Annotated in this window: 10 protein-coding genes; 2 read left to right on the forward strand and 8 right to left on the reverse strand. The window is 61.9% G+C overall.

Annotation, left to right across the window (positions count from 1 at the left end; translation table 11 throughout):
- Positions 1-26: 26 nt before the first annotated feature.
- The 6 genes from CVE41_RS09930 to CVE41_RS09955 form a co-directional block, all read right to left on the reverse strand.
- The gene (locus tag CVE41_RS09930; RefSeq protein WP_100260500.1) at positions 27-2,954 is read right to left on the reverse strand and encodes a DUF2339 domain-containing protein; all 2,928 of its coding nucleotides are present in this window, start codon (positions 2,952-2,954) and stop codon (positions 27-29) included.
- A 56-nt stretch (positions 2,955-3,010) separates the two neighbouring features.
- Positions 3,011-3,766, reverse strand: coding sequence for a competence/damage-inducible protein A (locus CVE41_RS09935; RefSeq protein WP_100260501.1), 756 nt, complete (start codon positions 3,764-3,766; stop codon positions 3,011-3,013).
- Between the two features lie 33 nt (positions 3,767-3,799).
- Complete coding sequence (locus tag CVE41_RS09940; RefSeq protein ID WP_232725641.1) at positions 3,800-5,302, reverse strand: flavin-containing monooxygenase; 1,503 nt, start codon at positions 5,300-5,302, stop codon at positions 3,800-3,802.
- 36 nt (positions 5,303-5,338) lie between these two features.
- Complete coding sequence (locus tag CVE41_RS09945; RefSeq protein WP_100260503.1) at positions 5,339-6,799, reverse strand: O-antigen polymerase; 1,461 nt, start codon at positions 6,797-6,799, stop codon at positions 5,339-5,341.
- A gap of 45 nt (positions 6,800-6,844) precedes the next feature.
- The gene (locus CVE41_RS09950; RefSeq protein ID WP_157799473.1) at positions 6,845-8,080 is read right to left on the reverse strand and encodes a hypothetical protein; all 1,236 of its coding nucleotides are present in this window, start codon (positions 8,078-8,080) and stop codon (positions 6,845-6,847) included.
- Between the two features lie 210 nt (positions 8,081-8,290).
- Complete coding sequence (locus CVE41_RS09955; RefSeq protein WP_157799474.1) at positions 8,291-8,590, reverse strand: PilZ domain-containing protein; 300 nt, start codon at positions 8,588-8,590, stop codon at positions 8,291-8,293.
- A 125-nt stretch (positions 8,591-8,715) separates the two neighbouring features.
- Here CVE41_RS09955 and CVE41_RS09960 point away from each other — a divergent pair, with 125 nt between their 5' ends.
- The gene (locus CVE41_RS09960) at positions 8,716-9,735 is read left to right on the forward strand and encodes a LacI family DNA-binding transcriptional regulator (protein WP_100260506.1); all 1,020 of its coding nucleotides are present in this window, start codon (positions 8,716-8,718) and stop codon (positions 9,733-9,735) included.
- An 85-nt stretch (positions 9,736-9,820) separates the two neighbouring features.
- Complete coding sequence (locus CVE41_RS09965) at positions 9,821-13,147, forward strand: amidohydrolase family protein (protein WP_100260507.1); 3,327 nt, start codon at positions 9,821-9,823, stop codon at positions 13,145-13,147.
- Between the two features lie 33 nt (positions 13,148-13,180).
- On the opposite strand, the gene CVE41_RS09970 is transcribed toward CVE41_RS09965, so the two are convergent.
- Both CVE41_RS09970 and CVE41_RS09975 read right to left on the reverse strand, forming a co-directional pair.
- Positions 13,181-14,527, reverse strand: coding sequence for a methyl-accepting chemotaxis protein (locus tag CVE41_RS09970; RefSeq protein WP_100260508.1), 1,347 nt, complete (start codon positions 14,525-14,527; stop codon positions 13,181-13,183).
- 106 nt (positions 14,528-14,633) lie between these two features.
- Complete coding sequence (locus CVE41_RS09975; protein ID WP_232725643.1) at positions 14,634-16,172, reverse strand: putative bifunctional diguanylate cyclase/phosphodiesterase; 1,539 nt, start codon at positions 16,170-16,172, stop codon at positions 14,634-14,636.
- Positions 16,173-16,180: the final 8 nt, after the last annotated feature.

Consider the following 16,180-nt stretch of genomic DNA (forward strand, 5'->3'; position numbering starts at 1 on the left):
GGCCCTTTCTCTGTGTGGTGTTTGCCCTAGTCCTGCGGGGCGGCGCGCAATTGCCTTTTGTAGAACCAGCCGATCCCGATCAGGCTGGTACCAAGGGCGAGGAAGCTCGCTACCTGTAGCAGTCCTTCAAGCCCGGCAGCGTCGAAGCCGAAGACCTTGATGACTGTGCCGGTCATCAGGACAAGCGAACCGATCCGCCAGCTGCGTTCAGCGCGTCGGCTGCCGATCATGAGGAAGGCAATGCCAAGCAAGATTCCCAAGAACGACCGCAGCAGGTCTTCGGACTGGCTCATCGGTGTTTGAACCAGGTAGGTGCCGGCGAAGACCTGCCTCAGCAAAGCAATCGCGCCGACAGTCGCAACGACCATGATCGCGGCGTCGATCGTGCTCCGGAAACGCGGCAACCACACGCGGAGCGACAGGAGAATTGCAATGGCCACCACGGTCATGGCGAGGGCGAGATTGGCGACGGGTACCGGGCCAACCGCCTGCCGTGCGAAGAGCGGGTTGTGCCAGAAGCCGGTGAAGAGCGCGAAATGTGCCAGCGCCGTGCCTGCGAGGACGCTTGCGATAAGGGAGTTCGCGCGCAGACCGGCGATACCTTTGGCCGCGAGCCATGCAGCACCGAGTAGAAGCGTCTCTAACAGGATGCGCTCGGCCAGCCCGGTCCGCTCGAATGCGAGCAGCGTCTCGACCGCGAAGACCTGCTTGAACAGGACGTGCGCCGTGATGAAGGCGGGCAAGAGCGCAGCCCAGTAAAGCGGCACGCGCTGCTCGATTAGACGGCTTTCGGCAATGCGCGCCGTGCCGAGAACGATTGCGAATGGCAGGATGAAGCCGAGCGTCTGCCGTACGCTGGGAAGGTCGGTCAGCAGGAACGGGTCGCCCAGAAGCGCTCCTCCGCCACTTTCAAGCCATCTGGCGAGCGGATCGGCGGCCCAGGCAATCGTCGCCAAAAGTAGTCCGAGGATCGCGCCTTCGCGATGGGGCTGCTTCCAGCGGATCAGCAGGGCAGCAGTTGCTGCCAGCCACACGCTGGGTATCGGCGGAAGCACTTGCAGTGCAGCCTTGAACAGGACCAGCGCAGCGGCAAATTCGGCAATCGTGCGCGGAAGCCTCTCCCTGAGGAAATAGGTCAGCGCCACAAGTGGCAGGGAAGCACCCAGCCAGCGAAGCAGGCCGGGCCAATGGGGATCCCGTGCGGTTTCCGACAGCGCATCGAGTTCCATGAGACCGCCGGTCGTGGCAGGCAGGCTGAGGATTGCGGCGAGGGCGAAAGCGGACGCCGTAGCCAGGAAGGCGCGATGCTCTGCCAATCGGTTGCGCAGGATCCAGGCGATCGCAGCGCCGATTGTGCCAAGCGCGACCGGAAGGGTCCATTCGGGCAAGAGTTTGTTGGCGGCCAGTCCGGCAAGCAACCCGGCGGAAGCGACATTTAAGGCAAGGGAGATGCTATCGGCGCGGCTCCACAGGACCTTCCCCCCGGCGACAGGAAGAGCGGCGAGCGCGAGGCACGCCATGCCTGCGAGCGGGTTCGAAGAACTGTCGAGTGTCAGCGCAGTGGTAAGACCAAGTCCTGTGGTTACCGTAGCAAGCATGATGCGGTCGACCAGTTGGTCCTTGCCTTTAATCGCATGGAACAGCGGAACGCCCGCAAACATGACCGTAAGCGCAATGAGGACCGCGATTAGCGAGCCGGTCGCGGGATCGCGCCAGAAGCCGAGCAACAAGATGCCGATGGCTGCGGCCACCGCATTCGCAGGGCGCATCGATGGCTTCTGCCAGCCGAAAAAGGCGAGCGTCGCTCCGAGCAAGAGGTACAAGCCCCATGCGAGCGGAGAATACCCGCCTTCGTCGACGAGGACGGCCAGCTGGAGACTGGCGATGGCGGCGGCAGCAAGACGAAGTGGCTGCTCGAACTTCTCGGTGGCAAGGAATGATGGCAGGATCGCGCCAAGCAGTACGAAGAAGAGACCAAGTGCCACGACGTCGGTGGTGGAAAAGCCCGTTCCCGTGATTAAAAGACCGCCCCATCCGAGGCCACCGATCAGGGCCGCCATCCCGAGCCACGGGCGCCGCTGGCGATTGCCGGTCTGGGTGAGGCCTCCTGTCACCAGAGCCAGGTACAGTGCGAGGAGTGGCAGGTTCGCCTCTTCGCTTCCCACCAGCGCGGGAGCGGCAAACCCGCCCACGAGGCCGAGGATCGCGCTCGGCAGTCCGAACCGGTAGGACAGGGCGACCGCGACAGCAGTTACGATCGCAAGGCCGAGGAAAGCGAACGTCTGGCCGATCAGTCCGTATTGGGTGCCGGCGAGGTAGAAGCCTGCGTACAGGGTTGCGAGACCTGCGCCAGCGAGCGCCTGGCAGACGCGCTCGTCGCGCACTTTTTCGGCATTGCGGTAGGCCGCTTCCGCTCCGCCGAGGAGGGCGATACCGAAGAGAAAGGACAGAGCCACTCGAACGCTGGAGGTCAACAGGCCCGCTTCGATCGAGTAGCGCACCAGCAGCACGCCTGTGACGGCAAGGGTTACGCCGCCCATCCAGACGAACAGGTTCCGCCCGAAGATCTCCTCGAAGTCGAAGGAAAAACGCTCCATAAGGCCGGGCTTGACGGTATCGGTGGGTCCAACGGGCGCTTCGGTAGGAACGGGCGTGTCGTCAATCGCTGCAGCCGGGACGTCTTTCGGACCGCCGACGAGTTTGACCGATTTGGGTACGGAAACTTCTTGCGCAGCAGCTGGTTCAGGCGCCGCACGCACCGCTTCATCGACGGGCTTTGAAGCGTCTGGCACGGCTTCCCGCTCAGGTGCAGTGGCAGCTGCGCCCTCTCGCAGGAGCGCACGCACGTGATCGAGCGAGCCTTCGAGCCCCTCAAGACGCTGCTGAAGGGCGCGCAGATGCGAGCGCTGGTAGAATGCGACCCCGAAGAGGACCAGGATAAGAAGCCAGTCCATCAAACCCCCTTGTATTCAATCAGGCTAGCGCAGGCGATGCCCAAGGCAAGCGCGGATCAAATTCCACCGGGGGTAAATTCGAACCCTTCTTCGGTCAGGCGCTCGCACAATTCCGCCATGCAGGCATCGAGTGCGGCGCGATCGGTCGACCGGATGACGAAATTGGACCCGACCTTGCCTTCGCGGAAGAAGGGATAACTGCCGATCTGGCATTCGGAATGCGCCTTCTCCACATCGCGAAGCTGGGTGGAAATCTCGCTTTCGGGAATGAATCCGCCGACCGTCTCGCTGAGCAAGGGCTCACCGCCCTCGAGCGTCCCGGTGAGAGCGTCCAGCATGCCCGCCGTGATATGCGGGACGCCTGCCATGAGGTGCAGATTGCCGACCTTGATGCCGGGAGCGCCCGACATCTTGTTGGGGATCAGTTCACCGCCTTCGGGCACGCGTGCCATCCGCAAGCGTCCTTCGTTCAGCCCGCCCTTGTCCTCGTAATAGCGTTCGAGGATTGCCCGTGCTTCCGGGTGGATGACGACATCGACACCCAGCGCCTTTGCCACTGCATCGACCGTGATGTCGTCGTGCGTCGGACCGATGCCGCCGGTCGTGAACAGGTAATCGTAGCTTTCGCGCAGGGCATTCACTGCCCCGACGATGGTGTCGATCACATCGGGGACCACACGCACTTCGGCGAGCCTGATATTCTGGACCTGCAGCCAGCTCGCTACCTGGGCGATGTTCTTGTCGTGCGTGCGTCCGGAAAGGATCTCGTCTCCGATGACGACGAGGCCTGCGGTGTAGATGCGTTTGGTCATGCGGTCAGACGTAGTGGCGCTTGACGCGGAAAGCTACTCCGCAGCTTCGAGAGTTTCGTCGGGCGACTTCGAATTTGCGCCCTTGCGCCTGAAGGCGAGGATCCCATCGTCGATGGGTTCTTCGCGCATGCGCTTGCGATCCTGCACATATTCCTGGTTGAGGCGCCAAGGATAGCCCACCGCATTCTTCGGCATGATGGCTTTCCCGCGCTGGATATAGCCGGACGAGAAGTCGAAGATATCGTCTTCTTCCAGGCCGTGCTTTTCGGGAAGCACCGGAACGGCCACGTCGACGCCGACCGCATCCATCTCGTTGAGAACGCGGCACACGTAATCGGAATTGATATCCGCACGAAGGGTCCAGCTGGCGTTGAGATAACCGAACACCACGGCAAGGTTCGGAATGTTCGAGAACATGCAGCCCTTGTAATAGAAGTGATCCGCCAGCTCGACTTTTTCTCCTTCGAGCGACAGGTCGATCTTGCCAGCGACCGCAAGCTTGAGGCCTGTAGCAGTGACAACAATGTCGGCTGGCAGGAATGTGTCGTCCTGCAGCCGGACGCCGCCTTTTTCGAATGCCTTGATGTGGCCGGTGACAACGTCCGCCTTACCGCTCTTCAATGCTTGGAACAGGTCGTCGTCCGGAACGAGGCACAGTCGCTGGTCCCACGGATCATAGGGCGGGGTGAACGGCGTCAGGTCGTAGTCCTTGCCCATCGATTTGCGAATGCGTTTGTGGAGGCCATCCTTCACCTTCTGCGGCTTGGTGCGAGCCATCTTGAAGCTGAAATCCTGCATCTTGATATTCTTCCAGCGGGTGATCCGGTACGCCGTTTCTTCGGGCAGAACCTTGCGCAGGAAATTCGCGACCGCGTCTTTCGCAGGGCGCGAGAACATCCAGGTCGGCGTGCGCTGGAGCATGGTGACCTTGGACGCCTTGTCGGCCATCGACGGCACTATGGTGACGGCTGTCGCGCCCGAACCGATCACGACGACCTGCTTGCCGGCATAGTCGAGATCTTCGGGCCAGAATTGCGGATGGATCACCTGTCCTTCGAACTCGCCGAAGTCGAAACCCGGGTCGTAAGGCTCGTCGTAATCGTAATAGCCCGAGCCCAGATACAGCCAGTTGGCGGTCAGGTGTTTGCGCTCCCCGTCCTCGCCTTCGACGGTGACATGCCAGCGCGCGTCCGCACCACGCCAGTCGGCGGCGATGACCTTGTGTCCGAAGCGGATGTGCTTGCGGATGCCGCGTTCGTCGGCGATCCTTTCCAGGTAGTCGAGGATGGCCGGACCATCGGCAATCGACTTTTCGTGTTTCCACGGCTCGAAGTCGAAACCAAGCGTGTGCATATCGCTGTCGGAGCGAATGCCCGGATAGCGGAACAGGTCCCAGGTGCCCCCGAGATTTTCGCGCCGTTCGAGAATCGCATAGCTGCGATTCGGCGATTTCGCCGTCATGTGCGCTGCCATGCCGATGCCGGAAATACCGGCACCTACAATCAAAACATCGAAATCAGTGGCGCGGTCGCTCATCGGTCTCTCTCCCATGAAGGACAGGCTAACCCATGATTAGGGCAAGCGCCAGTCTCGGTTGCTTTCCGCAACTTGATTCGTAGCTTCAGGTGGGCGATCGCGCTGCGCCGATTGTGCGGCCAGGATCCGCCGCCTTTCGCCGGGCGACTGCGCAAGAAATTCCGCTACCGGCCCTTGGCTATCGAGCGCGCGACTCATTTCTGGCTGGGTCAGGATGCGTTTGAGAGCAAGGACCATGAGGAACGGTCCGATATAGAACGGCATCTGACGGGCGAATGTCACCAGCGTGCCATCGCGAAAAACGTTTATCGCGGTGGCGACGATCAGCGCATACAGGATTTGCCGCGTCGGAGTCGCCCGGTGGCCCAGCAAGAGGGAAAAGGCCGCGGAATAGAGTAGAGCGAAGAACAGCGCCTGAATCGCCACACCAAGATAGCCGAGCGCCATCCAGCCTTGGCCGGGCAGCGATGCGGTCATGCCGATCGGGGTGCCGTAATCCCATAGGCTGAAATACTGGATCGGAGATCCGACCGGCTTGTCCTTCCAGAAGACGCGAGGAACGGGCTCGGTCAATATCTGCAGATTGCTGGCGAAATAGTCGTAAGTGCCCGTGCGCTGGGGCACCGCGTAGACAATGTACTCGAAATATTCGAGGTTCGCGAAATCCATGCCTTCGAAGGGCCTTAGTTCGAAGTTGGTCGCATAATCGGCCTCGCCGGCTTGGCCTGCGAGGCCGCGCAAGGCAGCTCCCCTGTCGGTGACGATCTGGTTGAAGGCAAGGATCGCAAGCCCGGCAAGCGTGGCAGCGCGCCAGTCCACCCACCGCTTGCGATATTCAAGCAAGGCGAGGATCCCGATCGCGACGGCGGTATAGATGATCGGTCCGCGCGTACCGCCACCACCTTGCAAGACCACGAAGACAACGAAGAAGCCCCAACTCCACCAGCGATAACGTGCCAGCCAGATCAGCAGCACGGTTATCGGTGCAAGGATCAAGGCAGCATCGGTGAACCAGCCGATCGCATCGGTATTGATTGCCGCGCCGGTCGACAGATCGCGGATCATCGACCCGTAATTGTCCGCTTGCCTCTGCCAGTTTCCGAGCTGCGACCAGATAGCCAAGGGGGCGAGAACCGCGCACACTGTCAGGATGGGGCGCTTCATCGCGGCGCGAGCGCTCTCGAACCGGTTCTGGTCGAGCGCGACCGGTAATCTCGGGGCGACGTACAGCGATGCGGCGACGAACACGATCATGGCGAGATTCGTCGCCAGGATTACCGTGATCTTGTCGCTCATAGACGGCTGGAAATCGTACAATCTGTAGACGAAACTGAAATCATAGACCCGGGCGACAAGCGGCCGGAACACGAATACCAGGCCATGGAAAGCCAGGTAGAAAGTGGTCGGATGCATGATGCAGGCCGATGGATGCCGCAGGTAGACTACGCTCGTCACAACGAACGTCAGCAGCGATGCGAGGAGCAGCAGGTCATACACGGCGGCGCGAAGGGTAGGCCGTCAGCGTGCTGCCCGGCAAGGCGCTCAGCGTTTTCTCCGCAATTCCCTCAGCGCCCAGGTTATGTCGCCTATCCGCTGCCGTGACAGCAGGCTTGCGGTAAACGCGCCGAAACTCAGCCCGGACAACCGCAATGCCCCCCTGAAGGCAGGGATGAGGTGGAACAGTTCTGCAAGGGCTATCGGTGCAACCACCAGGGGCAGGGCATGGCCCTTGTCCGCAAGAAATGCGGCCACAAATATCCCCGCCAGAGAGGCAGCGAAATACCACGTGACGGTCCCGCTGTGGCGATTGGCTGCGGCGATCATGGCGAAGGGAGCGGCGGCCAGTGCGCGGAAGCTGGCGGCAAGCAACAGCACCGCTGCCACGATCGGATCGAACGGCGTTTGCGCGCGGGTGAAGACGCGCTGCGCGAAGTCACCAAGGATAAGCAAAGCGCCGGAGAACACGACGGCGATACAGACCGCAAGTATCGTCATTATGGCCAGCAAACGTCTTCTGGTTTCCAGGTCCTCCGGGTCCAGGTGGGTGCTTTCATAGTACTGCATCGAGAAGCTGAAGCTGGTGAAAAGATCGAGCAGCCGGGTGAGTGTCCGGGTCGCGACGAAACCGGCCAGGAGGGCGGCGCCCGATGAAATGCCGATCACCATCACATAACCCTGCAGGTTGAGGCCATGCACCAGTGGCAGCAGCATGAGCGCGAGCGAGGGCAGCAACAGCGTCCTCGTCGATTCCCGCAGCATAGAAGATGGTCCATGAAACAGCGCTGGGGCAGTGCGCCGCGCCAGGGCAGCGATCCAGATTGCGGCCGCAATGCGTGTCACCGCCAATGCCATGGCGAGCGTTGCCATGCTGTCCAACAGGCTAACGCACGCGGCGATGACAACGATCTCGACCAGTATGCTGGCCGAATTGAAGGCAATATGATCGGCATAGCGGCCGACCGCGCGAAACGGGATCTCGAGCACCGCGACCTGGCTGCTTGCGAAAATGTAGATGGCGAGCGCAAAAAGCGTCTGGCCGAGCATCTCCTTCGGCACCGAGCGCAGAGACTCGATGGCGGCGCCCGTCTGCGCCAGTGCCAGAGGAAAGATTGCCGCTAGAACGAGAGTGGCCGCAGTCGCAATCAACCATGACGAGCGGAAGTGCGCCCTGGCTTGCGACGTATCAGCGTTTTCGTGCGCTGCCACTGCTGCGGTGCCGCCCGCCCCGGCAAATCCAGTGGCGATGAAGCCGAAATAGGCAGGCAGGGCAAACAGCAACAGCCAGGCGCCGACCCGCTCGGCATCCCAGCTTGAAAACAGGATCGGGAGGGTAAGAAATTGCGCTGCGACCCGCGTCGCCAGCGAGCCGAAATTTGCGGCCGCCCCTCGCAAGATGCGTTGCCGGGTTTTCACGGGAGATCACGAACCATTTCTGCGTCTCTGCATCCGGCTCGACCCGACCGCAAGTGCTCGCACAGGAAGTGCAGGTCAGTCCTCGTCTTGAGACATGAAAGCGACGATATGGCCGAGCACTGCTTCGTGAAGGGGGTGGTCGAACTCGGCGCCGACCAGGCTGCCCTCTCGCCATCGGATGTGGGCGTGCAGCGGTCCGACGTTACCGAGCTTGAGCGATACTTCCGTACCGACCTTGAGAACCGAAAACTTGTCGAAGAACCGGCAGCCTGTCTCGGAAACATCCTTGATCCAGACATCGCGAGACCCTCCCTGCCGTTCCCGATACGCACCGGCAACGCGTACGAAATGTCGATCTTCGCGCCTCTGTTCCATTCTGTTCCTTCCGGATACTGCCTTGGTCATCCCACGAGGCAGGAAATGGTGCAAGAGCAGGGCGGCTTTACTCGACGCGTCTTTCCACTAGCTATAGAGGGGCGCCGAGGGAGCGAAAGAGAGGTATGACGACAAACAAGCCGCACCGTGTGACGTCGATCGATGTCGCGGAGAAGGCCGGCGTAAGCCAATCGACGGTCAGCCGGGCCCTTTCGGGGTCCGAAACGATTACCGAAGCCACGCGCCGCAGGGTGGAACAGGCCGCGGCGGAACTGGGCTATCATGTCAACATGCGTGCCGCTGGCTTGCGCAAAGGCGAAACCGGCAGCATCGCAATCGTCGTGATCGGCCGCGATGGCCAAGGGCCCGCAGCCATCAATCCGTTCTATTACAGCTTGCTGGGAAGCACGTGTGCGGCCGCCGCAGAGCGGGGTTACGAGGCTCTCGTGTCCTTTCAAGCGCAGGAAGACGAACTTTTCGGCCATTACGTGGCGCGGCGACAGGCAGATGGCGTGGTCGTGATCGGCACCGCCACCAACGGGCCCGCATGGGACTATTTCCGCACCGTGGCAGACGAAAGTTCTTCCATCGCGTTCTGGGGCTCTCCCTTCGATGACGCGGTGTGGGTCCGGTCGGACAATATGGCCGGCGGGTGCCTCGCGGTCGAACGGCTGGTCAAGGGCGGTGCAAAGGACATCGTCTTCGTCGGCGATCCCAATTCCTCGCAAAAGCAGTTCCGCGAGCGGTTCGAAGGTTACCAGGCCGGAATGAAAGCCGCGGGCCTCGAAGCGAGACCTGCGTTCGTTTCGATAGGGTCGGACCGGGTCTCGCAAGGCCGCAATGCGATCATCCGATTGACGGAGAGCGGCACGGATTTCGACGGACTGTTCTTCGCGTGTGATGCGATGGCGCTTGGCGCGCTGGAGGAGCTTGCCCTTCGCGACCTCAGCGTGCCTTCGGACGTGGGCGTGGTGGGCTTCGACGGCTTGGGGTCGGGCGAATTCAGCAATCCGCCACTGACCACCGTGGAACCGGATTTTGCGGAGGCTGGAAGATTGCTCGTCGAAACCGCGCTGGCAGGCGATGCAGAACAAGGCGTCAGGCGGGTGCCTGTAAAGCTTGTCGAACGCTCGAGCGTTGCCTGAATTCCGGTCGTTCGTCGAACGCCCGTTTGCAAAGCTCCTCACGCACGGTCTAAGTCGCCCCCGAATGTCCGGGAGAGAGACCGTCATGAAATCGAGTATTGCCTCCACCCTCGCGCTCGTCCTGTGCGCGACTGCCGCTCATGCGCAGGATGCCGAGCCGAGCCCCAATCCGGTCGAGGAACAGGAAGTCGACGCTTCGCAAGACGCGCTGCCGCCCGACGGAAGCGGGGAGATTGTGGACGCAGCGCCGGCAACCGTGCCGATTGAGGGCGAGAAAACCTTCACCGAAAAGTGGGACGTCATGGCTCCGGCTGGCACCGTTCTGAAAGAAGTGCCGATCCGCACCGAAGAAGGCACGTGGATGGACGTCGACGTGTCGCCCGACGGCCGGACGCTCGCATTCGCGCTGCTCGGCGATATCTACACTATGCCGATAACCGGCGGCACCCCGACGCGAATTGCAGAGGGCCTGGCTTGGGAAGTCCAGCCCCGTTTCTCTCCCGACGGCAACCGGATCGCCTTCACTTCAGACAGGGGCGGCGGCGACAATATCTGGATCATGAACCGCGACGGTTCGGACAAGCGGCAGGTCACGAAAGAGGACTTCCGCCTGATCAACCAGCCAAGCTGGTCTCCCGACGGTCGCTATATCGTGGCGAAGAAGCATTTCACCACCCAGCGTAGCTTGGGCACAGGCGAAATCTGGCTCTACCACGTCTCGGGTGGCGGCGGTGTCCAGCTGGTGAAGCGCGCCAGCGAGGCCCTGCAGAAGGAATTGGGCGAACCGATCTACGCGCCTGACGGCAATGCGATCTACTACACCCGCAATGTCACGGGCGGGCCGATCTTCGAATACGCCCAGGACAGCACCCAGGGCATCTTCAATGTCGAACGTTACGACATCGATACGGGCGAAGTGACGACTGCCGTTGGCGGTTTCGGCGGTTCGGTGCGTCCGACGCCTTCCCCCGATGGCAAGAGCATCGCTTTCGTGCGCCGCGACAAGGACCAGTCCCAGCTTTGGGTCAAGGACATCGCAAGCGGCCGCGAGCGCATGGTTTATGGCAAGCTCGATCTGGACATGCAGGAAACCTGGGCGGTTTACGGCGTCTATCCCATGATGGACTGGACGCCCGATAGCGCGTCCATCGTGACATGGGCGGGGGGCAAGCTGTGGCGCGTTGAAGCCGACGGGTCAGGCGCGCGCGACATTCCGTTCAGCATCGACGATACGCGTGCGGTTGCCGATGCGCCGCATCCCGTGATCGAGGTCGCACCAGACACTTTTACTGCCAAGATCCCGCGCTTTGCGACTGTATCGCCCGACGGCCGGACGATCGTCTTCGAAAGCCTGGGCAAGCTGTTCACCAAGCCTGTCGGTAGCAACGCCGCGCCGCAGCGCCTGACCTCCGGCGGCGGAGATACACTCGAACTTTGGCCGACGTGGTCGCGTGACGGTTCGCGCATCGCTTTCGTGCGATGGAGCGATGAAGGCCTCGGCCAGATCGTCACTACCGATGCGCGCGGCCGCGCAGAACGCACAGTTACGCGCCAGCGTGGGCATTATGCCGTCCCGCAATTCTCGCCCGACGGTAGCGTCATCGCCTTCGAAAAGCGCAGTGGCGGCTATCTGACGTCGCCCGATTTTTCCGAGAACGAGGGCGTCTACGTGGTGCCTTCGGGCGGTGGCGATGCGCGACTGGTTACCCGTAACGGTTCGACCCCGCAGTTCGGCGACGACGATCGCTTGTTCATGCTCGCCAGCGCGGATGGCAAATTGCAGTTGATCTCCAGCGATCTCGATGGCGAAGCCCGGCGCGTTCACGCGCAGGGAGAACTGGCCAATGACTTCCGCGTAAGCCCGCGCGGCGATTACGTAGCTTTCCGGCAGAACTACGAGGTCTTCGCCATGCCGCTGCTTCCGGGCGGGCAGGCCGTGACGGTCGGCGAAACGGCTAGTTCGCTTCCCGTGACCAAGGTGAGCACGGGCGGCGCGGATTACATCGGCTGGACTGAGAACGGTTCGACCTTGCACTGGTCGATGGGGCCGACCCTATACAGGGCAAGCACATCGGCGCTGACCCCAGGCGCGCCGCAAGCGGAAGACGCGCCCAAGTTCTCGCCGCCGGACACCGGTACGTCGATGGCGCGTACGATCGCGGCCGACAAGTCGAGCGGCCTGGTGGCCATCACCGGAGCGCGCGTGCACACCATGGCCGGCGATGGTGCCGGAACCATCGAGGACGCGACTATCCTCATCGATGGCGACCGTATTGCGGCTATCGGGCCTGCATCTCAGGTCGATGTGCCGAACGGTGCGGTCCGTATCGATGCGAGTGGCAAGACCATCATTCCGGGCCTTGTCGATGCCCACGCCCACGGGCCGCAAGGGACCGGCGACCTTATCCCGCAGCAGAACTGGTCGCTCGTCCAGAACCTGGCGATGGGGACGACCACGATCCACGATCCCTCATCCTCTGCCAGCATGATCTTTGCTGCGGCTGAACGCCAGCAGGCAGGAACGCTGCTTGCCCCGCGCATCTTCTCGACCGGAGAGATCATCTACGGGGCCAAGGCACCAAGCGTTTATGCGCGCGTCGACAGCTACGAGGACGCGCTCGCCCATGTCCGCCGGATCAAGGCGCAGGGCGGCATTTCGGTGAAAAACTATAACCAGCCCCGCCGCGAACAACGCCAGCAGGTTGCCGCTGCTGCGCGCGCGGAGAACATGCTGGTCGTGGCAGAAGGCGGTTCGCTGTTCGGCATGGACATGAACCTGATCGTGGACGGCAATTCGACGTTGGAGCACAATATCCCGCTCGACGTGATGTACGAGGATGTGCTGCAGATGTTCGCGCAGTCGGACACGAATTACACGCCCACGCTCACGGTCACCTATGGCGGTCTCGCCGGCGATCCCTATTGGCGCCAGGCGACGGACGTGTTCGACAATCCGTTGCTGGTTCACACGCCGCCAAAGCTGTTGCTTGCCAGCACCGCGCGGCGGACCAAGGCACCGGAATGGGCTTTCGTCGATGACAATTCAGCGCGCGAAGCCCGGAAGCTGGCGCAGCGGGGCGTCAAGGTCAGCATCGGTGCGCATGGCCAGCAGCCCGGCATTGCCGCGCACTGGGAACTGTGGAGCTTCGCGAGAGGCGGTATGAGCCCTGTCGAAGCCTTGCGTGCTGGCACGATCGAACCGGCAAAGTCGCTGGGGATGGAACGCGACGTGGGCAGCCTGGAAGTCGGCAAACTGGCCGATCTGGTCGTGCTGACCGACGATCCGGCCGCGGACATTCACAACTCCGACAATATCGAACAGGTCATGCTGGGCGGCCGTCTTTACGACGCGCGCAGCATGAACGAGGTGGATACCGGCAGTGCGAAGCGCATGCCCTATTGGTGGGAGTAAGGCTGGTCGCGGGAGCGACCCGCGACCCGTTTTTCAGCCTGCGCGGACGTTGACGAGAAAGTTGTCGACACGGCTGCGCAGCGTCGATGCCTGGCCTTCGAGATCGTTGGCCGAAGCGAGCACCTGGCTCGCCGAGGCGCCGGTCGCCAGGCTGGTATCGCGCATCGCGCCGATATGGGTGGCGACATCGTCGGTCCCGCGAGCGGCCAGGTCGATGCTGCGGGCCAGGTCCTGACCGGCGACGGACTGCTGATCGACCGCGCTTGCGATCGAAATTGCAGTCGTCTCCAGCTGCTTGATCTGGTCGCCGATCGAGCGCAGCGCATTCACGCTGGCGCCGGTCGAATTCTGCATGGTGCGGATCTGCTCGGCCACTTCCTCGGTCGCCCGGCTGGTCTGCGTGGCTAGTTCCTTGACCTCGCTGGCGACCACAGCGAAGCCGCGGCCTGCTTCGCCGCCTCTCGCGGCCTCGATGGAGGCGTTGAGTGCGAGAAGGTTGGTGCGCTTGGCGATCGACTGGATCAGCTCCACGATCTGCCCGACCTGTTCGGCGGAAGAGGCGAGAGCCGAAATCGTCTGGTCGGCACTGCCAGCGTCATCGGCAGCCTTGCGTGCCAGTTCGGCAGAGTGCGCCGCCTGGCGACTGATTTCGCCGATGGACATGGCAAACTCGTCCGATGCAGCGGCAGCTGCGGTGACCCCGCTCGACGCCTGTTCCATTGCCCCGCTGACTTCGGAAGCCTTGACCGCGGCCACTTCAGCAGTGGCGGCCATTTCTTCGGCGGTCCGGTGAAGTTGGCTGGAAGCGGCGGCGACGCCGGAGACGACCTCGCCGATTTCGTGTTCGAAAGATCCGGCCAGCTTTGCGATATCGCGCTTACGGCGCTCTGCGGCCTCCTTGCGGCCAGCGAACAACTCGTCGAGCTTGTGGCCCGACTTGAGGAAAATTTCCAGTGCACGGGCCAGATCGCCGATCTCGTCGTTGCGGGATGTACCGATGATCGAAATGTCGCGATCACCTTTGGCCAAGGCATCCATTCCGGCTGAAACGGCTTTAAGGGGGCGGATCGTGTCCAGGATCATCCTGCGTGTCGCCAGATATCCCAGGACCAGGCAGATCACTGCCGCCAGGACGATCAGCCCGCTCATAACGGGTTGCGCGGCATCGCTGCTGAAACCGATGTAAGCGAAAATCGAGATGAGGAAGGTGCCGATCATCGGCGCGAGAACGGCAAGCTTCATCTTGTTCGCGAGGGTCTGGGAATTGAACCACCTCGCCAGCCAGTAGCGGTACTCTTCCACTTCCGGCGCCTCGTTCGAAAGGCTGACACTTGCGATCTCGTCGGACAGATCTTTGTCGAAATTGCTGATGGCGTTCATGACTACCCCTCTGAGGAACAGCTCGTGGTAACCAGACAGGCTTTCGATATGGTAAACGCGGTTGCCTTCGCGCCGGTCTTTCTTGAAAACCGTGCGTTAAGATCGGTTAGGCTGCGTTGGCCTTGCCGGGATCGATCGCGGTGGTGGTCGCGATCGCAATCGGTCGATCGAGGTGCTGCTCGATTTCCTCGGCCGGCATGGCCTTGAAATAGAGCCAACCCTGGATCTGGTCGCAACCTGCGGCCCGGACCAGATCGGCCTGTTCCTCGGTTTCCACACCCTCGGCAGTGACACCCATCTTCATGGCGCGGGCCACCGTGATGCTCGAGAGCATCATGGCGCGGCTGGCATCATCTTCGCCTGCCTGGACCACCAGGCTGCGATCAAGCTTGAGCTTTTCGAAGCGGAACTGGCGAAGGAAGCCGATCGAAGCATATCCCGTGCCGAAATCGTCGAGTGCCACGCGCACACCGAAGCCGCGGATCACGGCAAGGCTGCGTTCTGCCACGATCGGGTCGAGCACCAGGCAAGTCTCGGTAATCTCGAGTTCCAGGCGCTCGGGATCGAAGCCGGTTTCTTCCAGGATATGACCGAGCTGGATCGGGAATTCGGGATTGCGCAGCTGGGCGGCCGAGATGTTCACCGAAAGAGTAATGCCGTCCCACGCCAGCGCATCCTGGCAGGCTTTGCGAAGGACCCAGAGCCCGATCGGATTGATCAGGCCCGATTCTTCTGCGACCGGAATGAAGATATTCGGACCGACGCGTTTGCCGTCCGGACGCTCCCAACGCATCAGGCACTCCACTGCGACCACCTTGCGGGTCTGACTGTCCACCAGCGGCTGGTAGTTCAGGAGGAATTCCCCATTGGCGAGAGCGGAACGCAGCTCGTCGTCCAGTTCCTTGAGCTGCTCGCGGCTTTGGTCGAATGCTTCGGAGAACCAGGTGCAGCGCATCTTCCCGCCACGCTTGGAAGCGTACATGGCAACGTCGGCGCGGCGCAGCAGTTCACTGGAAGTGAGGGAATCGCGCGGGATACGACGGACCAGGCCAATGCTGGCCCCAAGGGTCAGTCGCCGGTCCTCAACGGCCACGGGCTTGGCGAGACGTTCGATGACACGGCGGCAGATGCCCTCCAGAAGGGTGCCGGCCAGGTTGCCAGACATCATGATTGCATATTCGTCGCCGCCGAGACGGTGAACCAGCGCGTTGCCGTCACAGACCTCTTCGAGGATGCTTCCGACTTCCTTGATCGCAGTATCACCGACAAAGTGGCCGTAGTGATCGTTGAGCAGCTTGAAGCCGTCCAGATCGATCATTGCCAGGGCCACTTCCTGCTCGTTCCGGATTTCGCGCTGGATGCTGGAATGAAGCGCGCGCCGATTTGGCAGGAATGTCAGGCTGTCGGTGTTGCTGAGCGTCTCCAGGTTCTTCATGTGCCGCGCGCCCATGAGCCCGAATGCTGCTGTCGCGAGGGTATAGGCGGCGGTTCCCCCGAGGAAAATCAGGGGTATTATTTCGAGCGAATTGTACATCGCCATCGTCGCGCCGATTGCGGTCGCGCACACGATCGCGGCTAACACCACCATAGGTGCGAACAGCAAGAATTGCGTGCGGTGACTGGTCTTGTCACTCAGCTTTGCCACGCGTTCGC

This window comes from Qipengyuania seohaensis, assembly GCF_002795865.1.
Classification (GTDB): Bacteria; Pseudomonadota; Alphaproteobacteria; order Sphingomonadales; family Sphingomonadaceae; genus Qipengyuania; species Qipengyuania seohaensis.